The organism is Agromyces sp. NPDC056389, from assembly GCF_042262385.1.
In the GTDB taxonomy this organism is placed as follows: Bacteria; Actinomycetota; Actinomycetes; order Actinomycetales; family Microbacteriaceae; genus Agromyces.
Window position 1 is genome coordinate 1,164,765 of sequence record NZ_JBHJPN010000001.1, and the last position, 25,160, is coordinate 1,189,924.

Genomic DNA, 25,160 nt, shown 5'->3' on the forward strand with positions numbered 1-25,160 from the left:
CATCGTGAGCATGACGATCGTGACCGTGCGGTACTTCGCGGCCGCCGCCGAAGCGGCCGGTCTCGACGAGGAGCGGCTCGAGATCGGCGACGCCGCGACGCTCGGCTCGCTCGGCGCGCTGCTCGTCGAACGCCACGGTTCGCCGATGGCCAAGGTGCTCGCCTCCGGATCCTTCCTCGTCGACGGCACCGTGCGTCGTGACGCCGATCACCCGGTCGCTGCGCAGGTGGACATCCTGCCGCCGTTCGCCGGCGGTTGACCCCGAGGCGCACGATGCGGACCTTCGCCGAACACCAGCACGCGGTGCATGAACTCCTCGCCCCGGTCCGGGCCGCGCTCGACGATCCCGCCGGGTTCGAGCACGTGGCGGTGCTCGACGGCCGCGCCGATCCCGGCTCGTCGGCACTCGGGCGAGTGCTCGGGGTCGCCGTCGACTCCCCCATGGACCTGCCGGCCTTCGCGAACTCGCAGATGGACGGGTACGCGGTGCGCTCGGCCGACCTCGCGGGAGCTCGCCCCGGCGCACCGGTCTCGCTGCCGGTGGGCCCGACGAGCGCCGCCGGAGACCCGATGGGGCGCCACGCTCCCGGCACGGCCTCACCCGTCATGACCGGGGCGCCCATCCCCCTCGGTGCAGACGCCGTCGTGCCGATCGAGGCCGCCGACCCGCCCCGCTTCCCCGATCTCGGCGCCGATCGGCGAGACGCGGCGGCCGGCACCTCCGTCGCCTTCGACCGACCGCCTCGGCCCGGCGCGTTCGTCCGCGGCGTCGGCACCGACGTGGCCCGCGGCGAGCGGCTCCTGCCCGCCGGCATCCGCCTCGGCCCCGCGCAACTCGGCGCACTGGCCGCGGCCGGGGTGACGACCGTCGCCGTTCGCCGGCCGGTCTCGGTGCTGCTGGTCTCGACGGGGCACGAGCTCCGCGCACCGGGCGAGCGGCTCGAATCGGGCCAGATCCACGACGCCAACACGACGATGCTCGCAGCCGCGCTCCGCGAGAGCGGCGCGCGCGTGCGCGAGGCCGTCGCACCAGACGACACCTCGACGCTCGTCGCCGCCATCGCGTCATCCGCCGGTCTCGTCGATCTCGTGGTGACGACGGGCGGGGTGAGCGAAGGTGCGTTCGAGGTCGTGCGCGAGGCCCTCGCCCCGCTGGGTGTCGGATTCACGAAGGTCGCCCTGCAGCCGGGCGGGCCGCAGGGCTTCGGCCTCGCCCACGTCACCCGACCCGGCGGCGACGACGTCGCCCTGCCGGTCGTGGCGTTCCCCGGCAACCCCGTGAGCGCCCTCGTCTCGTTCGAGCTGTTCCTGCGACCGGTGCTCAGGGCGTTCGCGGGACTCACGCCCGACCGGCCGCGCGCACGGCTGCGGCTCGCGCACGACGTGAGTTCACCGCTCGACAAGCACCAGGTGCGCCGCGGCGTGCTCGACGGCGACGGCGACGTCGAGGTCGGGGCGCCGAGCTCCCACCTGCTGCACGCCTACGCGAACGCCACCGTGCTCGTGCATCTGCCCGTGGGCGTCGGCGAACTGCCCGCCGGCGCCCACGTCGACATCTGGAGGATCGATGACTGAACCACGCCTGACCCATCTGCGCGGAGACGGCTCCGCGCACATGGTCGACGTCACCGACAAGGCCGTGACCCGGCGCACCGCGAGCGCGCAGGCCGTGCTCGTCACGCGGATCGACGTGGTCGACGCCATCGCCGACGGCAGCCTGCCGAAGGGCGAGGCGATCGGCACCGCGCGCATCGCCGGCATCATGGCGGCCAAGCAGACCTCCACGCTCATCCCCCTCTGCCACCCGCTGCCGCTCACGAAGCTCGACGTCGACATCACGCCCGACGGCGACCGCGTGCGCATCGTCGCCACCGTGACCACGAAGGGCGTGACGGGCGTCGAGATGGAGGCGCTGACGGCCGCGACCGTCTCGGCGCTCACGCTCTACGACATGATCAAGGCCGTCGACAACCGCGCGGTCGTCACCGACGTGATGGTGCTCGCGAAGGCGGGCGGCAAGAGCGGCGACTGGTCGCGCGAGTGACCCCGCGAACGAACCCGGCCGAGCGGATGCCGCGGACGGCCGTCGTCATCGTCGCGTCGACCCGTGCCGCGGCCGGCGTCGCCGCCGACCGCACCGGCCCGGCGATCGTCGCATGGCTGGCCGAGCGCGACTTCGACGTCGTCGGACCCGAGGTCGTCGCCGACGGCCTGCCCGTCGCCGATGCCCTGCGACGGGCACTGGCCGGACACCCGTCGGTGATCATCACGACGGGAGGCACCGGCGTCTCCCCGAGCGACGGCACCCCCGAGGCGACCGCGCCGCTGCTCGATCGCGAACTGCCCGGCTTCATGGAGGAGCTGCGTCGTCGTGGAGCGGTGACGACGCCGACCGCGCTGCTCTCACGCGGCCTCGCGGGAGTGGCGGGGTCGACGCTCGTCGTGAACCTCCCGGGCTCGGCCGGCGGGGTCCGCGACGGCCTCGGACTCCTCGGCGAGGTGCTCGAGCACACCCTGGATCAGCTCGCGGGCGGCGACCACCCGGCCTGAGCGCCCGGCGCGCGAGCCGCTCGTCGAGATGACGCCGTCGTCGGACTACTCCGCGTCGTTCCGACGACGAGTGCCATCTCGCGTCAGGGCCGGACGCCACGCGACGCGTTCCCGCTCGAGCGGAAGGGCCAAAGCCGCCCAGAGCAGCAGCGCCACGCCGGCGCCCGCGAGCGCTCCGCCGAGCGTGTCGGTCAGCCAGTGGGCTCCGAGATAGGTGCGGCTGAACGCCATGAGCACCGTGTACACCGCCCCGAGCACCCACACCCACGCGCGCGGCACGAGCACGCCGACGACCACCGCGATCGTCGCCGCGTTCGCGACGTGGCCCGACGGGAACGATCCGAAGTCGGAGACGACGATCATGTCCTCGGGTCGCACCCGGCCGAACAGGTGCTTCAGCACCTGCACGACTCCGGCACTCGCCGCCGACGCCACGATGAAGTACAGCGCGCCCCACGGCCGCCGCACGATGAGCAGCACGATCGCCGCTCCGATCGGCACGACGAACACCCCGATGAATCCGCCGCCGAGCGCGTTCATGGCGTAGGCGAACCACTCGCCGAAGGGGGTGCGCAGGCTCACCATGAGTTCCGCCCAGGCCTCGTCGACGGCGTAGCGGTTCTCGCCGCCGCCCGCCGTGACGAGCATGCCGAGCAGCACCGCCAGCACGAGCGACACCGCGCCGGCGATGATCGGCACGCGACGGGAGACGCGCGGCCGGGTCGCGGGGCGCTCCGCGGGTTCGAGGCTCATGCCCCTCACGCTACCGTCGGGCCCGCGGCATCCGCGTGACGTCGACGGCCGATTCGACTCGGATGCCCCGCGCCCTCAGTCGCTCAGCGGCGGAACGGTCCTCGGGCGCACGAGCAGCCACAGGGCCGCGATCGCCACGGCACCCGCGAGCAGCATCACGAACGCCATGGGCACCGCGCTGCCGACGCCCATGAGGCCGATGAGGGGCGAGATGACGCCGGCGAGGCCGAAGTTCAGCGCACCGAGCAGCGACGCCGCCGTGCCGGCTTCCGCGCCGTGATGGGCGAGCGCGAGCACCTGCACGGCGGGGAAGGCGAATCCGCAGGCGAGGATGTAGAACCAGAGCGGGATGGCCGTGCCCCAGAAGCCGCCGCCCGAAGCGTCGAGCACCATGATCGTCGCGGCCATCGCGAGATGCGCGACCGTGGTGCCGGCGAGGATCCACTGCGGCTGCACCGAACCGCGCATGAGACGCGAGCTGACCTGCACGCCGATGATCACGCCGACGGAGTTCACGGCGAAGAGCATGCCGTACTCCTGCGCGTTGAACGAGTAGAGGTCCTGGAAGAGGAACGACGAGGTCGAGAGGTATCCGAACAGGCCGGTGAACGTCATGCCGCCGATGATCGCGGCGCCGAGGTAGACGCGGTCGCGGAAGAGGGCGGCGTAGCGGTCACGGAGCGTCGAGTGGCCGGAGACGTTGCGCCGCGAGGCCGGCAGGGTCTCGATGATGAAGAACGCGACCGCCACGACGACGACAGCGCCGTAGACCGCGAGCACGACGAAGATGCCGCGCCAGTCCATGACCTGGAGCAGTTGCGAGCCGATGACGGGGGCGAGCACCGGCGCGAGCCCGTTCACGAGCGCGAGGCGCGAGAGCATGCGCACGAGCGGCTTGCCGCCGAAGAGGTCGCGCACCATCGCCATGGCGACCACGCCGCCGGCCGCGGCACCGAAGCCCTGCAGCAGTCGGAAGACCGAGAGCCAGACGATGTCGGGGGCGAACGCAGCGGCGAGGGATGCCGCGATGTGCAGCGCCGTCGCGAGGATGAGCGGCAGTCGGCGACCCACCTTGTCGCTCCACGGGCCCACGATGAGCTGGCCGAGCCCGAACCCGATCATCGTTCCCGTGAGCGTCAGCTGCACGGCCGACGCGGAGACGCCGAGCTCGTCCTGCAGTACCGGGAAGGCGGGCAGGTAGAGGTCGACCGTGAAGGGGCCGAGCGCGGTGAGCGCACCGAGCACGAGCACGTAGACGAGGCGCTGCCGGCTGGTCAGGCGGTCGCCCGGGTGCGACGGCCGGTCGTAGTCGTCGGGGCGGATGACGGGGATGGATGACGTGGAGGACATATGCGTGTTCCAGGCGTGCTCGGATGCGGCGGCGCACGCCCTCGGACGCCGGGAGACGGGGAAGCGGCGCCCCGTGGGACGCCGCCGTGGGTGCGATTCGGCCGTCGCGCGGCTCGAATCGATTCGACAGCGTCCAAGTCTATGCGAGGCGAGCGCGAGGGCACAACAGCGGATCGCCCGCGGTGCCCCGCGCGTTCCGACGGGTCAGCCGTGCGCGAGCGGATCCGCCAACAGGACGGAGAAGGCGGCTTCCGCTGCACCGATCATGAGGCGATCCTCGCCGAGCGCGGCGACGCGGATCGCGAGCCGCTCGGTCGCCGCGGGCATCGCCTGCTGTGCCACCTCGGCCTCGAGGGCGCCCGGGTCGTGCTCGGCGACGGTCGCGAGGAAGCCGCCGAGCACGACGAGCGAGGGGTTCAGCGCGTTGACCGCGTTCGCGAGCGCCGTTGCGAGGATGCGTCGCTGGCGAGCGAGCTCTGCCGCGACTTCGGGCCCCCTCGATTCGGCGAGCGCCGCCGCGAGCGTCGGCTCGTCGCCGCCGGCGAGACCTGCCACCTCGAGCAACCGCACGCGGCTCACCTCGTCCTCGAGCACTCCGCCCTCGGCGCGTCGATCGGCAGGGTCGGCGATGCCAGGGCGGTTCTGGCCGAACTCGCCCGCGTAGCCCCCCGCTCCGCCCACGAGGCGGCCGTCGAGCACGATGCCTCCGCCGATGCCGCTCGCGCCGCCGTTCAGGTAGACGAGGTCGTCGACGCCGCGACCGGCACCGAAGAGGTGCTCGGCGGTCGCGCCGAGACTCGCATCGTTTCCGGCAGTGGCGGGCAGGCCCGTCGCCTCCTCGACGAGGGCGCGGATGGGGGCGTCCTCCCAGCCGAGATGCGGCGCCAGCCGCACCATGCCGTCGGACGCCCGCACGAGGCCCGGCACCGCGAGGCCGACGGCGACGATGCGGGAGGTGCGCAGCGAGGTCTCCCGCCAGAGTGCGAGCGTGTCGGCCACGATCGCCGCCACCTCCGCGGGAGTGACCAGGTGATCGACGTCGAGCCGCAGCCGCATCGGCACGGAGCCGTCGAGTCCGACCGCGGCGACGGTCACCGCGTCGACCTCGGGGTTGACGGCGAGGGCGAGCACGCGCGGATCGGCGGCGATCACCGGAGAGGGCCGCCCCACCCGGTTGGTCGGGTCGGGTGCACGTTCGACCACGAGACCGAGGTCGACCAGCTCGCCGGCGAGCGATGCCACGGTGGAGCGGTTGAGTGCGGTCAGCGCGGTCAGTCGCGCGCGCGACAGCGGACCTTCGAGGTGCACGAGCCCGAGCACTTTCGAGAGGTTTCGCCGGTGGACGCCGTCGAGGGTGCCGTCTCGTTCTGTCACGCGACAACTCTAGGTGCGCCGCGAAATCCGGACGGGCTCGGCGCGCCGTATTTGTTGTGGTTGACAGCATATTGATCGCCCGCGTATATTCGAGGCGTCCAGATCACTTTCGACACGGACGTCGAAACTTTCGAGAGGTTCAATGATGAACAGACGCAGCACCAACCGGCTCGTCGCCCTCGCCGCCGCCGCGGGAATCGCGGTCGCCTCGCTCACCGCCTGTTCGGCGGGAGGCGGTGACGACGGCGGAGGAGACGGCGACATCACCCTCACCTGGTGGCACAACGCAACGTCCGGACCGATGCCCGCCGTCTGGGAGGAGGTGGCCGCGGAGTTCGAGGAGGCCCACCCCGGGGTGACCGTCGAGCAGACCGGATACCAGAACGAGGAGCTCCAGCGCACGTTGATCCCGAACGCCCTCGCAGCCGGCGACCCGCCCGACCTGTTCCAGGTCTGGCCCGGCGGCGAACTGCGCGGCCAGGTCGCCAACGACTACCTCATGCCGCTCGACGAGGCCATCCCCGACACCGTCTCGAGCGTCGGCGCCACCGTGAACCCCTGGCAGGTCGACGGCACCACCTACGGCATCCCGTTCACCTTCGGCATCGAGGGCTTCTGGTACAACACCGAGCTCTTCGAGCAGGCCGGCATCGACGAGACCCCGACGACCCTCGACGAACTCGTCGATGCAGTGGGCGCACTCCGCGAGGCGGGCATCACCCCGATCGCCGTCGGCGCTGGCGACAAGTGGCCGGCCGCGCACTGGTGGTACCAGTTCGCGCTGCACTCCTGCTCCCCCGAGGTGCTGCAGGCGGCCGAGTCCGATCTCGACTTCACCGACGACTGCTGGGTCGAGGCGGGCGAACAGCTCGAGGAGTTCCTCGGCACCGAGCCGTTCCAGGAGGGCTTCCTCGGCACCCCCGCCCAGACCGGCGCCGGCAGCTCCGCCGGCCTCATGGCGAACGGGCAGGCGGCGATGGAGCTCATGGGTCACTGGAACTCCGGCCAGATCGGCGGTCTCACCGCCGACGGCGAGGTACCCGCGTTCCTCGGATGGTTCCCCTTCCCCGGCATCGAGGGCGCCGCAGGCGACCCGACCGCGTCGCTCGGCGGCGGCGACGGCTTCGCGTGCTCGGCCGAGGCTCCGCCGGAGTGCGCGGAGCTGCTCGAGTACATCATGAGCGAAGACGTCCAGGCCCGCTTCGCGGCGAGCGGCTCGGGCATTCCGACCGTGTCGGCCGCCGTGGCGTCGCTCGAGGACCCGAACCTGACGGCCGTCGCCGAAGGGCTCGCCGACTCCTCGTTCGTCCAGATCTGGCTCGACACCGCCTACGGCACCACCGTCGGCAACGCCATGAACGAGGGCATCGTGAACCTCTTCGGCGGCGTGGGCACGCCTGCGGACATCGTCAAGAAGATGCAGGACGCGGCGGCGACGCTCTGACCATGACCAGCGTCATCGAATCGGTCGGGCCCGCGGTCTCCGCGGGCCCGACCCCCGCCCGTCATCCCCGCCCCGGGGCCGGCAGGGCACGCAAGCGGGCCGAGATCGTGCTGTTCGTCGGTCCGGCCCTGCTCCTGTTCCTCGGCTTCGTGATCCTGCCCGTCCTCCTCGCAGGCGTCTACAGCTTCTACAACCTGCCGCAGGCGTTCCAATGGGACGACCTCGCCGACCCCGAGCGGTTCGTCGGATTCGCCAACTACGTGCGGGCGCTCGAGGACCCCGCGTTCATCAGGTCGGTCGGCAACAACTTCCTGATCCTGTCGCTGTCGCTGCTCATCCAGGGTCCACTCGCGATCGGCATCGCACTGCTGCTCAACCGCAAGCTGCGGGGCCGCGGCGTGCTCCGTCTCCTCATCTTCGTGCCGTACGTGCTCGCCGAGGTGATCGCCGGCCTCTCCTGGAAGCTGCTGCTGCAGCCGCAGGGCGGCGTGAACGCCCTGCTCGAGGCCCTGGGCCTCGGCGCGTTCACGCAGAACTGGCTCGCGGATCCGAACATCGCCCTCTGGACGATGTTCGCCATCCTCACCTGGAAGTACGTCGGCTTCGCGATCCTCCTGATGCTCGCCGGGTTGCAGGGCGTGCCCGAGGAACTCGCCGAGGCTGCGGCGATCGACGGCGCCAGCTGGTGGCAGGTGCAGCGGCACATCACGATCCCCCTGCTCGGTCCGACGATTCGGATCTGGGCCTTCCTCTCGATCATCGGGGCGCTGCAGCTCTTCGACATGGTGTGGGTCACCACGCGCGGCGGCCCCCTCAACGCGACCTCGACGATGGCCACGTACATGGTCGAGAAGGGACAGTTCGGCGGCCAGCCCGGCTTCGGCAGCGCCGTCGCCGTCATCCTGTTCCTCATCTCCCTGGTCGTCGCACTCGTCTACCAGCGCTTCGCCCTCCGCCGTGACCTCGCCGGCTCCATCACGAGAGGAGTGCGCTGATCATGTCAGTCGCTTCCCCCGCCCTGCGCGGGACCCGCACCACCGGGCACGATCCCGCCGCTCGTCGCCGTTTCGACTGGGGCCAACCGTTCATCGTGCTCCTCGCCCTCGTCATCGCCGCGATCGCGATCGGGCCGGTGCTCTACGTGTTCGTCGGCGGCTTCCGGACGACGGCCGATCTCAATGCGAATCCGGTGGGTCTGCCCTCGCCCTGGACCCTCGACAACTGGAGCGCCGTGCTCGGCTCCCCGCGATTCTGGGGCAATGTCGCCTCGAGCATGATCCTCGCCGTCGGCACCACTGCGGGCGTCGTCATCGTCGGCGTCATGGCCGCGTTCGTGATCGCGCGCTACACCTTCCGGGGGCGCGAGGGGTTGTACCTCCTGTTCGCCGCCGGGCTGATGTTCCCCCTCACCGTCGCGGCCCTGCCGCTGACGCTGCTGCTGCGCACGCTCGGACTCCACGGCACGTTCCTGGGGGTCATCATCCCGTCCATCGCCTTCGCCCTGCCGACGACGATCATCATCCTCGTGCCGTTCCTCCGAGCCATTCCCGATGAGCTCGAGGAGGCCGCAGCCATCGACGGCACGACCCGTGTCGGCTTCTTCTGGCGCATCCTGCTCCCCCTGTCGATGCCGGGCCTCGTCACGGTCGGCGTGCTCGCCTTCGTCGGCAGCTGGAACGGCTACCTGCTCCCGTTGCTCGTCATCAGCACGGGCACGCTCCCGCAGGAGCTCTGGCCGCTGCCGCTCGGCGTGACCCAGTTCTCGACGCAGTACTCGCAGGACACCGGCGCAGTGCTCGCCTACACCTCGTTGTCGATGATCCCGGCACTCGTGTTCTTCCTGTTCGCAGAGAAGCGCATCGTCGGCGGCCTCACCGGGGCGGTGAAGGGATGACGAACGTGGAGGATCGCATGACGGATGCCCCGTGGCACGACACCTCGCTCGCCATCGATGAGCGCGTCGACGCGCTCGTCGCCGAGATGACGCTCGAGGAGAAGCTCGCACAGCTCTACGGCGTCTGGGTCGGGGCATCCGATGACGGCGGCGACGTCGCCCCGCACCAGCACGACCTCGACGACGCCGTCGACCTCGACGAGCTGCTGCCGTCGGGGCTCGGCCAGCTCACCCGGCAGTTCGGCACCGCTCCGGTCGACGCGGCGCTCGGGGCGCTCTCACTCGCCCGCACCCAGCAGCGCATCGTGGCGGCGAACCGCTTCGGCATCCCGGCCGTCGCGCACGAGGAGTGCCTCGCTGGCTTCGCCGCCTGGGGCGCCACCGCGTATCCGGTCCCGCTGTCCTGGGGCGCGACCTTCGACCCCGGGCTCGTCGAGCGGATGGCTCGCCGCATCGGCGACGACATGCGCTCGGTCGGCGTGCATCAGGGACTCGCGCCCGTGCTCGACGTCGTGCGCGACGCACGGTGGGGCCGGGTCGAGGAGACGATCGGCGAGGATCCCTACCTCGTCGCAACGGTCGGCAGCGCCTACGTGCGCGGCCTCGAGTCCTCGGGCGTCGTCGCGACGCTCAAGCACTTCGTCGGCTACTCCGCCTCCCGCGCCGGTCGGAACCTCGCACCCGTCTCGGTCGGCGGTCGCGAGCTGGCCGACGTACTGCTGCCGCCGTTCGAGATGGCGATCCGCGAGGGCGGGGCTCGCAGCGTGATGAACTCGTACACCGACCTCGACGGCGTGCCGTCGGCCGCCGACCGCTCGCTGCTCACCGGGCTGCTCCGCGACACGTGGGGGTTCGACGGCACCGTCGTCGCCGACTACTTCGCGATCGCGTTCCTGAAGCTGCTGCACGGCACCGCGGCGACGTGGGCCGAAGCCGCAGGCGCAGCGCTCGCCGCGGGCATCGACGTCGAACTGCCGACGGTGAAGACGTTCGGCGAGCCGTTGCGACGGGCCGTCGAGCAGGGAGTCGTCGATCCGTCGCTCGTCGACACGGCACTGCGCCGAGTGCTGCGCCAGAAGGGCCAGCTCGGCCTCCTCGATGCCGACTGGTCGGCGCTGCCCCCGGCACTCGCAGGAGCCGACGTCGACCGCCTCGACCGGCTGCGCGGCACGATCGACCTCGATCCGGCCGGCAACCGCGCCCTGGCCCGGGAACTCGCGGAGCGCGCCATCGTGCTCGTGCGCAACGACGGCACGCTGCCGCTCGCGGCGCCGGGCGTCATCGCCGTCGTCGGGCCGAACCTCGACGACCCGTACGCGATGCTCGGCTGCTACTCCTTCCCCGCCCATGTGGTGTCGCAGCATCCGGGCGTCGCGCTCGGCATCCGGGTTCCGACCCTGCTCGAGGCGCTGCGCGACGAGTTCCCCGCGAGCGAGATCCGCTGGGCGATCGGCACGAGCGTCGACGGCGGCGAGACCGATGACATCGCGGATGCCGCGGCGCTCGCGGCGTCCGCCGACGTCGTGATCCTCGCACTCGGCGATCGGGCGGGGCTCTTCGGTCGCGGCACGAGCGGCGAGGGCTGCGATGCCGAATCGCTCGAGCTGCCTGGCGCGCAGCAGCAGCTCGTCGACGCGGTGCTGGACACCGGGACCCCGGCCGTACTGGCGCTCCTCGCGGGGCGGCCCTACGCCCTCGGGCGCGCGAGCCGCGAAGCCGCCGGCATCGCGCAGGCCTTCTTCGCGGGCGAGGAGGGCGCACCCGCCCTCGCCGGCGTGCTGAGCGGGCGGATCAACCCGAGCGGCCGACTGCCAGTGAGCATCCCGGCCACGGCGGGCTCCCAGCCCACCACCTACCTCGCGCCGCCGTTGGCTCGCGCGAACGACGTGTCGAACGTCGATCCGACGCCTGCGTACGCATTCGGTCACGGTCTCGGCTATTCGCCGCTCGTCTGGGATGCGTTCGACGCCGATGTCGCCGAGACCGGCACCGACGGCGCGGTGACCGTGCGCCTCCGCGTCCGGAACGCGGGCGATCGCGCGGGCACCGAGATCGTGCAGCTCTACCTGCACGATCCGGTCGCGTCGGTCGTGCGCCCCGTTCAGCGGCTCATCGGCTTCGCCCGCGTGGAGCTCGAGCCCGAGGCATCCGCAGCGGTGTCGTTCACGGTGCCCGCCGACCTCGCCTCGTTCACGGGTCGCGACGGGCGGCGCATCGTCGAACCCGGCGACGTCGTGCTCAGCGCCGGCCGGTCGAGCACCGAGATGCCGTTCGCGCACACCGTCCGCCTCACGGGCCCGGTGCGCGAGGTCGATCACACCCGACGACTGCATCCCGACGTGTCGATCGCGGTGACCGCTGCCGCGGCATCCGTCACCGGCTGACCTCGCCTGCGATCACCGCGCCGCCGTCGGGGTACCCGTCGGCGGCGCGGTGCTCTCGCGGACGACCAGGCTCGTCGCCAGGTCCATGCGCGGCGTCGTGGCCGGCGTCTCGTCGCTCAGCCGGATCACGAGCCGCGCAGCCTCTTCGCCCATTCGCTTCAGCGGCTGGTGCACGGTCGTCAGCCTCGGGGTCACCCAGAGCGCGAGCGGGATGTCGTCGTACCCGACGATCGAGACGTCCTCCGGCACGCGGAGCCCGGCGACGCGCGCCGCGTCGAGGGCGCCGACGGCCTGCAGGTCGCTGCCCGCGAAGACCGCGGTGGGCGGTTCGTCGAGCGCGAAGAGCTCGCGGGCGTGATCGCGCCCGCCGCTGACGTGGAAGTCGCCGAACCTGATCCATGCCGGATCGATCGGCAGCCCGGCCGAATTCATGGCCGAGCGGTACCCGTCGACGCGGGCGAGCGAGCACATCATGTCCTCGGGCCCGGTGATCGCGGCGATGCGGCGATGGCCGAGATCGATGAGGTGGCGGGTCGCCATGAGCCCGCCCGACCAGTTCGCGGAACCGACGGACGGCGCGTCGGGTGAGGGGTCGCCGGCCGGGTCGATGATGACGAACGGGATGGCCCGCGACCGCAGCCGCTCGCGATACTCGGGCGCGAGCTCGGCGAAGACGAGCACGATGCCGATGGGCCGCCGCCGCATGACGCCTTCGATCCAGTCGGGATCGGGTGCATGACGGTTGCCGCTGACCGTGAGCACGACGCTCAGGCCGTGCTCCTTGGCGACGGTCTCGACCCCGGCGATGAGCTCCATCGACCAGATGGGGTCGAGTTCGGGGAAGACGAGTTCGATGAGGTCGGTCCTCGCCTCGGAGCGGCCGTGGCGGCGCACGTATCCCCGGTCGGCGAGGAGGGTCTCGACTCGCGTGCGGGTCGCGGCCGAGACGTCGGCTCGGCCGTTCAGGACCTTCGAGATCGTCGAGAGCGAGACGCCGGCCTCGCCGGCCACTTCGGCAAGGGTGACACGCTCCGCGGGTGCTTCGGAATCCATGTTTCGAATCATATTCCCGAAACTTGCGCTGGCGCGATGCCCATCCATGCGATAAGTTGTCACACGCAACCAATACCGCTCAATGAGGATCAGGTGACGATGTCCGTGCCAACCCCCACCCGTGACGACCAGTTCTCCTTCGGCCTGTGGACCGTCGGCTACAACGGCACCGATCCGTTCGGCGGGCCCACGCGGCATCCGCTCGACGTCGTGCACGTCGTCGAGAAGCTCGACGAGCTCGGCGCCTACGGCCTCACCTTCCACGACGACGACCTGTTCGCCTTCGGGTCGACCGACGCCGAACGGCAGACCATGATCGACCGCCTGAAGGGCGCGCTCGAGTCGACGGGCATCGTCGTGCCGATGGTGACCACGAACCTGTTCAGCGCCCCGGTCTTCAAGGACGGCGGGTTCACGTCGAACGACCGCGCCGTGCGCCGCTTCGCGCTCCGCAAGGTGCTGCGCAACATCGATCTCGCCGCCGAGCTCGGTGCGAAGACCTTCGTGATGTGGGGCGGGCGCGAAGGCGCGGAGTACGACGCGGCGAAAGACATCCGCTCGGCACTCGAGCGCTATCGCGAGGCCGTGAACATGCTCGGCGACTACGTCACCGACAAGGGCTACGACATCCGCTTCGCGATCGAGCCCAAGCCGAACGAGCCTCGCGGCGACATCCTGCTGCCGACGGTGGGCCATGCCCTCGCGTTCATCGACTCGCTCGAGCGCCCCGAACTCGTCGGCGTCAACCCCGAGGTCGGGCACGAGCAGATGGCGGGCCTCAACTTCTCCGCCGGCATCGCCCAGGCGCTCTACCACGGCAAGCTCTTCCACATCGATCTCAACGGCCAGCGCGGCATCAAGTACGACCAGGACCTCGTCTTCGGCCACGGCGACCTGCACAACGCGTTCGCCCTCGTCGACCTGCTCGAGCACGGTGGCCCCGGTGGCGCGCCGGCGTACACCGGTCCCCGCCACTTCGACTACAAGCCCAGTCGCACCGAGGACGAGACCGGCGTGTGGGACTCCGCGGCCGCGAACATGCGCACCTACCTGCTGCTCAAGGAACGGGCTGCCGCATTCCGCGCGGATCCCGAGGTGCAGGAGGCCCTCACCGCCTCGAAGGTGTTCGAACTCGGACAGCCGACCCTCGGCGAGGGCGAGGGCCACGCCGAGCTGCTCGCCGACCGCGCCGCGTTCGAGGAATTCGACGCCGACGCCTACCTCGGCGGACACGGCTTCGGTTTCGTGCGGCTCCAGCAGCTCGCCACCGAGCACCTGCTCGGCGCACGCGGCTAGGCACGGCGCGTGTCGCTCGTCGCAGGCGTCGACTCGTCGACGCAGGCGTGCAAGGTAGTCATCCGAGACGCTGCGACCGGGGCGCTCGTGCGCTCCGGCCGGGCGCCGCACCCCGCCGGCACCGAGGTCGATCCGGCCGCGTGGTTGGCGGCACTGCTCACGGCGGTCGCCGACGCTGGCGGGCTCGACGGCGTCGAGGCGATCTCCGTCGCAGGCCAGCAGCACGGCATGATCGTGCTCGATGCCGAGGGGCGGGTCATCCGAGACGCGCTGCTCTGGAACGACACCCGTTCCGCCCGGGCCGCGCGCGACCTCATCGCCGAGGTCGGTGCCGACGAATACGCCCGGCGCACCGGCGTCGTGCCGGTGGCATCGTTCACGGCGACGAAGCTGCGCTGGCTGCGTGACAACGAACCGGACGCCGCGGCCCGCGTCGCCGCCGTCGCCCTCCCCCACGACTGGCTCACCTGGCGACTGCGCGGCTTCGGCCCGGCGGGCGAGTCACCGCTCGGGCCGGTCCTCGGCGAGCTCACGACCGACCGATCGGATGCGAGCGGCACCGCCTACTGGGGACCGAACGGGTACGACCGCGAGCTGTTCGTCCGCGCGCTCGGGCACGATGCCGTGCTGCCACGCGTGCTCGCCCCGGACGAGGTCGCCGGCCGCACGCCCGACGGCATCCTCGTGGGCGCCGGAGCCGGCGACAACGCGGCCGCCGCGCTCGGCCTCGACGCGGCGCCGGGCGACGTCGTCGTCTCGATCGGCACGAGCGGTACGGTCTTCGCGGTGACGGATGCCGCCATCGCCGACGCGTCGGGCACGGTCGCCGGTTTCGCGGACGCCACGGGGCGGCGCCTGCCACTCATCGCGACGCTGAACGCCGCGCGAGTGCTCGACGTGACGGCACGGCTGCTCGGCGTCGGCCACGACGAACTCGGCAGGCTCGCACTCGATGCCGAGCCCGGGGCATCCGGAGCCGTGCTCGTGCCCTACTTCGAAGGCGAGCGGACTCCCAACCTCCCCGACGCGACCGCCTCGTTCTCGGGGCTCACGCTCGCCAACACCACTCGCTCCTCGATCGCGAGGGCCGCCATCGAGGGGCTGCTCTGCGGACTCGCCGACGGCCTCGACGCCGTACGCGGGCAGGGCGTCGAGGTGTCGCGAGTGCTGCTCATCGGCGGCGCGGCGCAGAACCCTGCCGTGCGACACGTCGCCGCCCAGGTCTTCGATGCTCCGGTCATCGTGCCCGTGCCCGGCGAGTACGTCGCCGACGGCGCGGCGCGGCAGGCGAGGTGGGCGCTCACCGGCGAGCGCCCCACGTGGCCGCTCGAGGTCGACGCCGAGCTCGAGAGCCGCCCCTGCGGCGTGATCCGGGAGCAGTACGCCCGCGCACGAGCCTGACTCCGTCCGGACTCGGCCGCCGGAGATCATCGGATACGACGATGGGCGCCTCCCCGGAGGGAGACGCCCATCGTGTGCTTCGCGAGGCGCGGACTAGAAGTCCATGCCGCCCGTCGGGTCGCCGACCGGAGCGGCGTTCTTCTCGGGCTTGTCGGCGACGACGGCCTCGGTGGTGAGGAACAGGCCCGCGATCGACGCGGCGTTGAGCAGCGCGGAGCGGGTGACCTTCACCGGGTCGTTGATGCCGGCGGCGAGCATGTCGACGTACTCACCGGTCGCGGCGTTGAGGCCCTGGCCGACCGGGAGGTTGCGCACGCGGTCGACCACGACGCCCGGCTCGAGGCCGGCGTTGAGGGCGATCTGCTTGAGCGGAGCATCGATCGCGACGCGAACGATGTTCGCACCGGTCGCCTCGTCGCCCGTGAGCTCGAGCTTCTCGAAGGCGGTCTTGCCGGCCTGGATGAGGGCGACGCCACCACCGGCGACGATGCCCTCTTCGACGGCTGCCTTCGCGTTGCGGACGGCGTCCTCGATGCGGTGCTTGCGCTCCTTGAGCTCGACCTCGGTCGCCGCACCCGCCTTGATGACGGCGACGCCGCCGGCGAGCTTGGCGAGGCGCTCCTGGAGCTTCTCGCGGTCGTAGTCGGAGTCGGTGTTCTCGATCTCCTTGCGGATCTGCGCGACACGACCGGCGATGGCCTCCTCGTCGCCGCCACCCTCGACGATGGTCGTCTCGTCCTTGGTGATGATGACCTTGCGAGCCGAGCCGAGCAGGTCGAGGGTGACGTTCTCGAGCTTGAGGCCGACCTCCTCGGAGATGACCTGGCCACCGGTGAGGGTCGCGATGTCCTGCAGCTGCGCCTTGCGGCGGTCGCCGAAGCCGGGGGCCTTGACGGCGACCGACTTGAAGATGCCGCGGATCTTGTTGACGATCAGGGTCGCGAGTGCTTCGCCGTCGACGTCCTCGGCGATGATGAGGAGCTGCTTGCCGGTCTGGATGACCTTGTCGACGATCGGCAGCAGGTCCTTGATGTTCGAGACCTTGCCGTTGACGATCAGGATGTACGGGTCTTCGAAGACCGCTTCCTGACGCTCGGGGTCGGTGACGAAGTACGCCGACAGGTAGCCCTTGTCGAAGCGCATGCCCTCGGTCAGCTCGAGCTCGGTGCCGAAGGTGTTCGACTCCTCGACGGTGACGACGCCCTCCTTGCCGACCTTGTCGATCGCCTCGGCGATGAGCGCACCGATCTGCTCGTCGGCGGCGGAGATCGAAGCCGTTGCGGCGATCTCTTCCTTCGTCTCGACGTCCTTCGCGTTGGCGAGGAGCTCGGCCTCGACGGCGCGGACGGCCTTCTCGATGCCGCGCTTCAGCGAGATGGGGTCGGCGCCTGCGGCGACGTTGCGGAGGCCCTCGCGCACGAGCGCCTGGGCGAGCACGACCGAGGTCGTGGTGCCGTCACCGGCGACGTCGTCGGTCTTCTTGGCGACCTCCTTGACGAGCTCGGCACCGATCTTCTCGTACGGGTCGTCGAGCTCGATCTCCTTGGCGATCGACACACCGTCGTTCGTGATCGTGGGTGCGCCCCACTTCTTCTCGAGCACGACGTTGCGTCCGCGCGGGCCGAGGGTCACCTTCACCGCGTCGGCGAGCGTGTTGAGGCCACGCTCGAGGCCACGACGGGCCTCCTCGTTGAAAGCAATGATCTTTGCCATGTGTTTCTCTCGTCCTTTCCCGGACGTCTTCAAAGATTCGTTGGGTTAGCACTCAAAACGAGTGAGTGCTAAATCGATTCTGGCACTCGACCGCCACGAGTGCAAGCGAGCCCGACGCTGTCCGCTCAGGGCGTGAAGGTCGCCGAACCCTCGCTCGGCACGAGCTCGACCCACGTGTTGCCGGGAGCCAGCCGCAGCGGAGAGCCGTCGTCGGCGGTGAGGGTGATCGGTGAATCCGCGGCACCCTTCGCCCATGTGCCGTGAGCTGTTCGGCCTGCGGCGGAGACCCAGGCCTCGCCCGAGCCGATGAGGACGGTCTTCGGCACCTCTCCGTAGCTCCCGTCGATCGTGACGCGAAGCGTCACGACGTTCGTGGCGCGCACCCGCTCCCCCGACGCCTCGAGGTCGGGCGAGCCCTCCTGCGATCGGAGCCAGCCGGATGTCGCGGCATCCCACTCCCAAGCGGGGAACCGGCCTTCGGAGAAGACGAGGTCGACGCGCGAGGTCGGCGCCGCGGCGAGGGCGGGCGCCGCGAGCGGATCGGCCGTGCCGTAGGCGAATTGCACGGGCGGCGGCGCGAGCGAGGCGTTGCGGGAGACGGCCTCGGCGGAGCGGAGGATCACGTCGTGCGGCCCGGGCCGCTCGTCGGCCCGGGAGAAGAGTCCGGTCTCGTCGAAGTCGAAGACGATGTTGACGAGCGGCGTCGCCATCATCATCGCGACGAACTGATCCTGTCCTCCGGAATAGGCGATGATGCCGCCGAAGGGCGAGGCGATGTCGGGGTCCATGGGGCGGATGGACCGCACGGGCCCGACCTCGTCGGGGACGTCCGAATGCCAGATCGCGACGTATCGGGTGAGTCCGCCCTCGACGAGTTCCTCGAACACGATGTCGGTGCGGTTCAGCGCGATCTGCGGACGCGCCTCCTCGTGGTTGTCGATCTTCACCGCGAGCGACGGGTGCGCGAGCACGGCCGCATCCGCCGGGGTTCCGCGCAGCGGAGCGAACGACACCGCAGACGTCGCGGCGTCGGCGGAGGGCCGAACCGCGGCCTTGCTCGGCGCGGGGTCGGGCTCGGGCGCCGATTGGCAGCCGGTCAGCAGCAGCGCGGCCGCGACGAGCACGCCGATCCGCGCTCCCCGCTGCCGCGGAGCACGCACGACCTGCGCTCCCATGCGGCCAGCGTAGACCTGAGCGTCATCGGGGGCGCGAGAACGCGCCGCCGGGTCGGCGGCGCGCCCGCGAATCGAGGTCAGGCCGGGCGGACGCCTTCGGCCTGCGGCCCCTTCGAGCCCGTGCCGACCTCGAAGACGACCTGCTGCCCCTCCTCGAGGACCTTGTAGCCCGACATGTCGATCGCGGAGTAGTGGACGAAGACGTCTTGACCACCCTCGTCGACCGTGATGAATCCATAGCCTTTTTCAGCGTTGAACCACTTGACGGTTCCGTTCGCCATGCGTTGCTCCCATGTTGCCGTGTCCGATCAGCACGCGCCCGTGGCCTGTGCCGGACCGCTCACGCCGGCGCAGGGTGCCAGGGACGGAACCGTGCGCTCGAGCTTCCGAGCGGCCGAAACCAGATACTCACGACTGGACGTTCCCGCACAAGGGCCTGCGGCGCGGAGCCGATATCGGAATGGCAACGATTCGCAGCCACGACCAGCGTCCGGCGTATGGCGCGCGGTCAGCCCGCGGTCGCGGTCGCGTAGTCGGAGCCCAGCACGACCACGAGCTGGTTCCCGGTGGCGGCGAACTGCTCGGACACGCGCACATCGGCCTCGGGCAGGAACTGCGCGACGCCGCGGGCGGCTCCCTCGAGCTCGGGCGTCGCGTAGTACACGACGGTCTCGGTCAGGGTGTCTTCGTCGGCGTTGGCGGCCGACCCGACGGGGACGCCGTTGGCGGTGAGGGTCTCGGCCGCCTTCGCCGCGAGCCCGGCCGTCGCCGTGCCGTTCAGCACGAGCACGGGGATGTCGGGTGCGATCACGGGTTCGGCGGTGACGACCGGCGTCGCACTCGGGGTCGCGACCGGGGTGTCGCCGAAGTTCAGCCGATCGTTGAAGAGCATGACGCCGCCGATGCCGACTGCGACGAGCACGACCGTCGCGAGCGCCGCCCATCCGAAGGTGATCCATCCGGCGCCCCGGCGCGCCGGCGCTCGGTGCGCCCCGACACGGTCGATGCCATGCGGGATCGAGTCGAAACGATCGCGGGGGAACTTCTGCGCCATGAGTCCAGTCGTCTGTCGGGGCCGCGCTCAGTCGAGCGGTCGGCCGATCGAGAGCGAACGACGCGTTCGCGCCGCCGCGCGGGCCGCACGCATCCGCTGCAGTCGCTTGACGAGCATCGGATCGTGCCTCAGCGCCGCGGGTGAATCGAGGAGCTCGCCGAGGATCCGATAGTAGCGGGCCGCCGAGATGCCGAACTCGTCGCGGATCGCCTCGGCCTTCGCACCGGGATGCTGCCAGGCGCGAGCCTCGAATGCGAGCACCCGCTCGTCGCGCTCGTCGAGGGCCGAATCGGCGGGGCGGTGCGGCAGGCGCTCGGCGCTCATCCCAATCCTCCCGTCAAGGCGAGCAGGATGCACCGCCTGCAGGTCATCCTAGACACCGACGCCTCCGCGGGTGCCGAGTACCGACGGCGTGTGCCGGCGAGGGCCCGATGGAACACGGGAGCACGACGCCGCGTTGCACCTCCTGTCGGACCCCGCGGCAAGACCTGCGACCATGGAGGAGCACCGACGCGAGCACTGAGAGGACGCTTCATGGCGTACAACGTGGACAAGACCGACGACGAGTGGCGCGCCGAGCTCGGCGACGAGCAGTACGCCGTGCTCCGCGAGGCGGCGACGGAGCGCCCGTGGACGGGCGAGCTCCTCGACGAGGAGCGGGCGGGCGTCTATTCGTGTGCCGCCTGCGGCGCAGAGCTGTTCAAGAGCGGCACGAAGTTCGACTCGGGGTGCGGCTGGCCGAGCTTCTACGAGTCCGTGCGGCCCGAGGCCGTCCAGCTCATCGAGGACTCCTCGCTCGGCATGGTGCGCACCGAGGTGCGCTGCTCGAATTGCGGATCGCACCTGGGTCACGTCTTCCCCGACGGCTTCGGAACCCCGACCGGCGACCGCTACTGCATGAACTCGATCGCTCTCGACTTCTCCGCCGAGTCCTGAGTGTCGTCGTCCGTCCGGGAGGCGATGCTCGCCCGACGCTCGTCGCCGAAGGTCGCGGATGCCGCACCCGACGACGCGGAGGTCGTGAGCCTGCTCGAAGCGGCCGGGCGGGTCGCCGACCATGCCGCGCTGCGCCCGTGGCGGTTCATCGCCCTGCGCGGCGACGCGCGAAACCGACTGGGTGACGCACTCGCCGCGGCTGCGGGCCTCGACGGCGAGCACGGCGCCCGCCTCGCGGCGAAGCCCCTGCGAGCACCGCTGCTGCTCGCGATCGTCGCGGTGACGACGCCGCACTTCAAGGTTCCCGCGTGGGAGCAGGAGGCCGTCGCCGCGGGCGTCGCCCACCAGTTGAGCCTGCTCCTCGACGACGCCGGGTGGGGCGTCATGTGGCGCTCCGGGCCGCACACGCGGCATCCGCTCGTCGCAGCGGCGCACGGCCTCACCGACGGCGAGCGACTGCTGGGCTGGCTCTACGTCGGCGGCGCGCCCGACGGCACGCGATCCGACCGCGGCTCCGAGGTCGGTGCCGCGGCGAGGTTCAGCTCCCTCGAGTGACCTCCGCGGGCGGCAGCGCGTGCTTGCGACGCCCCCAACGGATCGAGGCGATCACCACCGCGACGAGCGCGAGCACGGTGCCGCCGATCGTCGCGATGTCGACCGGTCGATCGGCGGTGGGCAGCAGCAGATCGAGGGCGAGGGCCGCGACGAGCTGCCCTGCGACGCCGCAGAGCGCGAGCAGCAGCACGCCCAGTCGCCGCACGAGCATCGCCTGCCCGGCGATGAAGATGCAGCCGAGTGCCCCACCGGCGTAGAGCCAGGGCTCGGCGGGCAGCGCGTCGGGCCATCCAGCGGATGCCGCGTGCACGAGCATCACGACGACGAGCGCCGTCGTGCCCACCGCGAAGTTGATCACCGTGGCGGTGAGGGCGCTCTCGGCGACGGACTTCACCCGACCGTTGACCGCCTGCTGCCACGACGCGCCGATGCCGGCGATGAACGGCAGCACCATGAGCAGGATCGGGGCATCGCCCGCCAACTGCGCCGACACCGCCCAGCCGATCGCGGCGAGAGCGAGCACGGCGCCGACGACACGGGTTGCGCTGAGTGGCCGGCGCCCGCCAGGGCCGAGCCCGATGAGGTCGAACACGATGCCGCCGACGGTCTGACCCGCGACGATCGCGATGGTGAACAGTGCGACGCCGATGACGCCGGCCGAGAGCCCCTGCGTCGTCACGAACCATGCGCCGGCGAGTCCGCCGAGCACCATCCACCACGGCAGCGCGCGACCGCGGAGTGCAGCGACGACCTTCCCGAGCCCTGCTCGGCCCGGTTCCCACATGGGGAGCACGACGAGCAGGATGACGAGCCCGCTCCCGAAGGAGATCGCCGCGGCGACGAACGGGTCGTCGAGCGCGATCGCGAGCTGCCCGTTGACGCGCGACTGCAGCGCGGTGCCCGCGCCGAGCAGCAGGGCGAGCACGAGCGCGATCCAGATCGGGAAGCGCGACTGCTCGAGGTGATGGTGATGGTGCGTCTCGGCACCCGCCGAGGACGGTTGGGAACTCGCACCGGCGCCCGGAGCTTCCCCGGATCTGGACGGATTCTGTTCGGATCCCACGTGTTGCATCCCTCTGATTCCCGCGCCTTCCCGCGCCTTCCCGCCGGAATGGCGAGGAGATGACGGCTCGGCGTGCGAGCGGCCCGTCCTAGCGTACGCGCGCATCCGGCCCGGGTCCGTCGGCACCTCCGAATGGGGGCTTGCGGACAACTGTTCCGGGGTCAACAATATGTCGCGTCGACGACGTACCTTTCGTTGATCGGTGGCACCGGGGCGGCTCTTGAACGAAGACCGTCGCCATATTCATCGTGGGTTCGCACCCGGGTTCACCAGCTACTGCCACAAGCGGGAGAACCATCATGGCGATCACCACCACTCAAGAAATCGTCGACCTCGTCCCCGTTGACACCGGGTTGTGGCGTGTCTGCGACACCCGATTCGAAGAGGGGCGCAGTCGGCGGATCATCGGATACCTCGATCACAGGGGCGAGGGGTACGAGATGCTGTGGATGCGGCCGAGGCCCGGGGTGATCCGGCGCTACGACACCTTCGACGACGCGGTGCGAGCGGTCCGGATCCGGCTCGAGCACACCGCCTGATCCGCCGCGAAGCCCGTCATCGATCCAGACGGGTCCGCTCGTCCATCGAGCCGGCTGCGGGACTCGAACCCGCAACCCCCGCTTTACAAGAGCGGTGCGCTACCAATTGCGCCAAGCCGGCGAGGGGATGCCTCGAGGACATCCTACCGATCGCCGGCCGGCTGCTCGGCACGGCCAGGACGTCGCCGAACGGACGAAGGCCCGGCACTCGGCCGGGCCTTCGAACGGTCTCGCGCGCTACGGCGCCGGGGTGGCCGTCGGCGAGGGGGTCGACGTCGATTCGGAGAACGCCTCACCCGTCGCCTGCAGCACGAACGACTGGAACTCGGCCGGGTCGGTCAGCGAGCCCTCGTACTGCTTGCCGTTCACGAGCACCGTGGGGGTGCCCTTGATCGCCTCGAGGTCGGAGTTCGGCACCGGTTCGTTCAGGGCGCGAGTCGTGGCATCCTGCACCCACTTCTTGAAGGTGGTGTCGTCGATGCACTGCTCGATCGTCGACAGCGAGCTCACGCCCGCCTCTTTCGCGAGCGCCTTGAGCTCGCTGTTGTCGAGGCCCGTCGAAGTCTCCTCGGGCTGGTTCTCGAAGAGCAGCGCGTTGAAGTCGAAGAACGAGTTCGGCGAGGTGTTCGCCACGCACGCTGCGGCGTTCGCCGCGCGGAGCGAGTACTGGGTTCCGGCGGACTTGTTGGTCAGCAGGGCGATCGGATGCACCTCGAGCGTCGCAGCACCCGACTCCACCATGGTTCGGATCGAGTCGGAGTTCGTCGTCTCGAACTGGCCGCAGAAGGGGCACAGGTAGTCGATGTAGGTGACGATGTTCGCAACAGTGCCGCTGTCGTCGGGGACCGTCGGCTTCGAGGTCGCGCCTGCGGCCAGCGCAGGGGTCTCGGTCGCGGTGATCACGCCATCGACGCCCGTGAGCAGGATGCCGTCGCTCGCCATGTTGGCGGGGCCGGGGCCCGCGGGCTTGACGCTGTTGAAGATCAAGCCGCCGATGATGGCTGCGATCGCGACGACCGCCACGATGACGCCGCCCTGAATGAGCCACTTGTTTCGTCGTTCGCGCTTCTTCTGCTCCTCTCGGAGCACCCGCGCCTTCTCGCGCGCGGCTTCGCGCTGCTCGTTACGGGTGGGGCGTGGCTGATTCGATCCGCCGTTGCTCATCGATGGTCACTCCGGTCGCTGTGTGGGCGTGCATGTATGCATGCAGACGCACACACGATAGTAGGGAGGATGGCTGTGAAACACCCAAACGGATTCCGCGAACTCCCCGGATCCGCGCTGTACGTCGTTCCCGGCCGGGTGCGGAGCTCGCCGTCGCGCGTGCGATACTGAGTGGGCGTCAGCGTCGACGCAGTCCATCACTACGGATCGTCCGGCACGTACCTGCCGGTGAAGGAGAAACACGAAAATGGCGTCAGTCACGTTCGACAAGGCAACCCGCCTCTACCCCGGCGGCACCCGTCCCGCCGTCGACCAGCTCGACCTCGAGGTCGCAGACGGCGAGTTCCTCGTCCTCGTCGGCCCCTCCGGTTGCGGCAAGTCCACCTCGCTCCGCATGCTCGCGGGCCTCGAAGAGGTCAACGAGGGCAACATCTTCATCGGCGACCGCAACGTCACCGACGTGCCGCCGAAAGACCGCGACATCGCCATGGTCTTCCAGAACTACGCGCTCTACCCGCACATGACCGTTGCCGAGAACATGGGCTTCGCCCTGAAGATCGCAGGCGTCGGCAAGGAGGAGCGCGCAGCTCGTGTGCTCGAGGCCGCCAAGCTCCTCGACCTCGAGCCCTACCTGGCCCGCAAGCCGAAGGCGCTCTCGGGCGGCCAGCGTCAGCGCGTCGCCATGGGCCGCGCCATCGTGCGTCAGCCCCAGGTCTTCCTCATGGACGAGCCGCTGTCGAACCTCGACGCGAAGCTCCGTGTGCAGACCCGCACCCAGATCGCGTCGCTCCAGCGCCGCCTCGGCGTCACGACCGTCTACGTCACGCACGACCAGACCGAGGCCCTCACCATGGGTGACCGCATCGCCGTGCTGAAGGACGGCCTGCTGCAGCAGGTCGGCACCCCGCGCGACCTGTACGAGAAGCCCAACAACGTGTTCGTGGCCGGCTTCATCGGCTCGCCCGCGATGAACCTCTTCCACGCCGACCTCGTCGACGACGGAGTGAAGTTCGGCACCGCGACGGTTCCGGTCGACCGCGAGACGCTCGCCCAGTCGAGCGGCAAGGTCGCCACCATCGGCGTGCGCCCCGAGGACATCACCGTCTCCCCCATCGAGGGCGAAGGCCTCGCGGTCGAGGTCGACCTCGTCGAGGAGCTCGGCGCCGACGGCTACCTCTACGGCCACTCCATGGTCGAGGGCAAGCGCACCGACATCGTCGCCCGCGTCGACGGCCGCATGCACCCGAGCGCCGGTGACAAGGTCTACCTGACCGCGACGCCGCACCACGTGCACCTGTTCGACGTGGAGTCGGGCGGGCGCCTCGGCACCAAGGCCGTCGTCAGCTGACGCAACCTGTCGATCGGCGATGCCGGCCGGGCTCCTGCCCGGCCGGCATCGCTGTATCCCCGCGGCATCCGTACACGACGACGCTTTCGATGCCGCCCGATCCGACTACGCTGA

General features: G+C 70.7%; 25 protein-coding genes and 1 tRNA gene. 14 read left to right on the plus strand and 12 right to left on the minus strand.

The annotated features are described in order from the left end of the window. Positions 1–10: 10 nt before the first annotated feature. From ACFCVM_RS05400 to ACFCVM_RS05415, 4 genes are read left to right on the plus strand one after another with little or no spacing between them, the layout of a single operon-like run. On the plus strand, positions 11–259 hold the full coding sequence (locus ACFCVM_RS05400; protein ID WP_375834814.1) for a MoaD/ThiS family protein: 249 nt from the start codon (positions 11–13) through the stop codon (positions 257–259). Between the two features lie 14 nt (positions 260–273). Beyond that, a complete protein-coding gene (glp, locus tag ACFCVM_RS05405) occupies positions 274–1,575 on the plus strand; it encodes a gephyrin-like molybdotransferase Glp (protein WP_375834817.1) in 1,302 nt (433 codons plus the stop codon). Beyond that, positions 1,568–2,044, plus strand: a complete 477-nt coding sequence (moaC, locus tag ACFCVM_RS05410) for a cyclic pyranopterin monophosphate synthase MoaC (RefSeq protein WP_179550818.1) — start codon at positions 1,568–1,570, stop codon at positions 2,042–2,044. The genes glp and moaC overlap by 8 nt, the downstream gene beginning before the upstream one ends. 26 nt (positions 2,045–2,070) lie before the next feature. Beyond that, on the plus strand, positions 2,071–2,550 hold the full coding sequence (locus ACFCVM_RS05415) for a molybdenum cofactor biosynthesis protein B (protein ID WP_375836662.1): 480 nt from the start codon (positions 2,071–2,073) through the stop codon (positions 2,548–2,550). Positions 2,551–2,595: 45 nt separating this feature from the next. On the opposite strand, the gene ACFCVM_RS05420 is transcribed toward ACFCVM_RS05415, so the two are convergent. The 3 genes from ACFCVM_RS05420 to ACFCVM_RS05430 form a co-directional block, all read right to left on the minus strand. Further along, positions 2,596–3,303 carry a phosphatase PAP2 family protein gene (locus ACFCVM_RS05420; protein WP_375834821.1) on the minus strand — a complete coding sequence of 236 codons (708 nt, stop codon included), beginning with the start codon at positions 3,301–3,303 and terminating at the stop codon, positions 2,596–2,598. A gap of 75 nt (positions 3,304–3,378) precedes the next feature. Further along, positions 3,379–4,653: a multidrug effflux MFS transporter gene (locus tag ACFCVM_RS05425; protein WP_375834824.1), complete on the minus strand. Its 1,275-nt coding sequence runs from the start codon at positions 4,651–4,653 to the stop codon at positions 3,379–3,381. A 204-nt stretch (positions 4,654–4,857) separates the two neighbouring features. Beyond that, the gene (locus ACFCVM_RS05430) at positions 4,858–6,027 is read right to left on the minus strand and encodes an ROK family protein (RefSeq protein ID WP_375834827.1); all 1,170 of its coding nucleotides are present in this window, start codon (positions 6,025–6,027) and stop codon (positions 4,858–4,860) included. Between the two features lie 145 nt (positions 6,028–6,172). Here ACFCVM_RS05430 and ACFCVM_RS05435 point away from each other — a divergent pair, with 145 nt between their 5' ends. The 4 genes from ACFCVM_RS05435 to ACFCVM_RS05450 are packed head-to-tail and all read left to right on the plus strand — an operon-like array spanning position 6,173 to position 11,749. Then, positions 6,173–7,471: an ABC transporter substrate-binding protein gene (locus ACFCVM_RS05435; RefSeq protein ID WP_375834829.1), complete on the plus strand. Its 1,299-nt coding sequence runs from the start codon at positions 6,173–6,175 to the stop codon at positions 7,469–7,471. A 2-nt stretch (positions 7,472–7,473) separates the two neighbouring features. Next, the gene (locus tag ACFCVM_RS05440; protein ID WP_375834832.1) at positions 7,474–8,466 is read left to right on the plus strand and encodes a carbohydrate ABC transporter permease; all 993 of its coding nucleotides are present in this window, start codon (positions 7,474–7,476) and stop codon (positions 8,464–8,466) included. A 2-nt stretch (positions 8,467–8,468) separates the two neighbouring features. Beyond that, complete coding sequence (locus tag ACFCVM_RS05445) at positions 8,469–9,365, plus strand: carbohydrate ABC transporter permease (protein ID WP_375834835.1); 897 nt, start codon at positions 8,469–8,471, stop codon at positions 9,363–9,365. Positions 9,366–9,382: 17 nt separating this feature from the next. Continuing rightward, positions 9,383–11,749: a beta-glucosidase gene (locus ACFCVM_RS05450; RefSeq protein WP_375834837.1), complete on the plus strand. Its 2,367-nt coding sequence runs from the start codon at positions 9,383–9,385 to the stop codon at positions 11,747–11,749. Between the two features lie 12 nt (positions 11,750–11,761). On the opposite strand, the gene ACFCVM_RS05455 is transcribed toward ACFCVM_RS05450, so the two are convergent. Further along, on the minus strand, positions 11,762–12,802 hold the full coding sequence (locus tag ACFCVM_RS05455; RefSeq protein ID WP_375834840.1) for a LacI family DNA-binding transcriptional regulator: 1,041 nt from the start codon (positions 12,800–12,802) through the stop codon (positions 11,762–11,764). 99 nt (positions 12,803–12,901) lie between these two features. Here ACFCVM_RS05455 and xylA point away from each other — a divergent pair, with 99 nt between their 5' ends. Both xylA and xylB read left to right on the plus strand, forming a co-directional pair. After that, positions 12,902–14,098 carry a xylose isomerase gene (gene xylA / locus ACFCVM_RS05460; RefSeq protein ID WP_375834842.1) on the plus strand — a complete coding sequence of 399 codons (1,197 nt, stop codon included), beginning with the start codon at positions 12,902–12,904 and terminating at the stop codon, positions 14,096–14,098. Between the two features lie 9 nt (positions 14,099–14,107). Continuing rightward, on the plus strand, positions 14,108–15,499 hold the full coding sequence (xylB, locus tag ACFCVM_RS05465; RefSeq protein WP_375834845.1) for a xylulokinase: 1,392 nt from the start codon (positions 14,108–14,110) through the stop codon (positions 15,497–15,499). A 93-nt stretch (positions 15,500–15,592) separates the two neighbouring features. On the opposite strand, the gene groL is transcribed toward xylB, so the two are convergent. The 5 genes from groL to ACFCVM_RS05490 form a co-directional block, all read right to left on the minus strand. After that, complete coding sequence (gene groL / locus ACFCVM_RS05470; protein ID WP_375834847.1) at positions 15,593–17,212, minus strand: chaperonin GroEL; 1,620 nt, start codon at positions 17,210–17,212, stop codon at positions 15,593–15,595. A gap of 125 nt (positions 17,213–17,337) precedes the next feature. Continuing rightward, positions 17,338–18,387: a DUF3048 domain-containing protein gene (locus tag ACFCVM_RS05475; protein WP_375834850.1), complete on the minus strand. Its 1,050-nt coding sequence runs from the start codon at positions 18,385–18,387 to the stop codon at positions 17,338–17,340. 77 nt (positions 18,388–18,464) lie between these two features. Further along, positions 18,465–18,668, minus strand: coding sequence for a cold-shock protein (locus ACFCVM_RS05480; protein WP_056010420.1), 204 nt, complete (start codon positions 18,666–18,668; stop codon positions 18,465–18,467). 227 nt (positions 18,669–18,895) lie between these two features. Then, complete coding sequence (locus tag ACFCVM_RS05485) at positions 18,896–19,441, minus strand: LytR C-terminal domain-containing protein (protein ID WP_375834853.1); 546 nt, start codon at positions 19,439–19,441, stop codon at positions 18,896–18,898. Positions 19,442–19,468: 27 nt separating this feature from the next. Then, on the minus strand, positions 19,469–19,765 hold the full coding sequence (locus ACFCVM_RS05490; protein WP_375834856.1) for a DUF3263 domain-containing protein: 297 nt from the start codon (positions 19,763–19,765) through the stop codon (positions 19,469–19,471). A 210-nt stretch (positions 19,766–19,975) separates the two neighbouring features. On the opposite strand from ACFCVM_RS05490, the gene msrB reads away from it, so the two are divergent. Then, a complete protein-coding gene (gene msrB / locus ACFCVM_RS05495; RefSeq protein ID WP_375834859.1) occupies positions 19,976–20,377 on the plus strand; it encodes a peptide-methionine (R)-S-oxide reductase MsrB in 402 nt (133 codons plus the stop codon). After that, positions 20,378–20,932, plus strand: coding sequence for a nitroreductase (locus ACFCVM_RS05500; RefSeq protein ID WP_375834862.1), 555 nt, complete (start codon positions 20,378–20,380; stop codon positions 20,930–20,932). Here ACFCVM_RS05500 and ACFCVM_RS05505 read toward each other — a convergent pair. Next, positions 20,916–21,995 carry a DMT family transporter gene (locus tag ACFCVM_RS05505; RefSeq protein WP_375834865.1) on the minus strand — a complete coding sequence of 360 codons (1,080 nt, stop codon included), beginning with the start codon at positions 21,993–21,995 and terminating at the stop codon, positions 20,916–20,918. The genes ACFCVM_RS05500 and ACFCVM_RS05505 overlap by 17 nt on opposite strands. 299 nt (positions 21,996–22,294) lie before the next feature. Here ACFCVM_RS05505 and ACFCVM_RS05510 point away from each other — a divergent pair, with 299 nt between their 5' ends. Further along, on the plus strand, positions 22,295–22,534 hold the full coding sequence (locus ACFCVM_RS05510) for a hypothetical protein (protein WP_375834867.1): 240 nt from the start codon (positions 22,295–22,297) through the stop codon (positions 22,532–22,534). A 48-nt stretch (positions 22,535–22,582) separates the two neighbouring features. Here ACFCVM_RS05510 and ACFCVM_RS05515 read toward each other — a convergent pair. Both ACFCVM_RS05515 and ACFCVM_RS05520 read right to left on the minus strand, forming a co-directional pair. Beyond that, positions 22,583–22,655: transfer RNA gene (locus tag ACFCVM_RS05515), tRNA-Thr, on the minus strand. A gap of 116 nt (positions 22,656–22,771) precedes the next feature. After that, the gene (locus tag ACFCVM_RS05520; protein ID WP_375834869.1) at positions 22,772–23,623 is read right to left on the minus strand and encodes a DsbA family protein; all 852 of its coding nucleotides are present in this window, start codon (positions 23,621–23,623) and stop codon (positions 22,772–22,774) included. Positions 23,624–23,945: 322 nt separating this feature from the next. Here ACFCVM_RS05520 and ACFCVM_RS05525 point away from each other — a divergent pair, with 322 nt between their 5' ends. After that, positions 23,946–25,046 (plus strand): ABC transporter ATP-binding protein, encoded by a 1,101-nt coding sequence (locus tag ACFCVM_RS05525; protein WP_375834872.1) that lies wholly within the window; start codon positions 23,946–23,948, stop codon positions 25,044–25,046. The last annotated feature ends 114 nt before the right edge of the window (positions 25,047–25,160 follow it).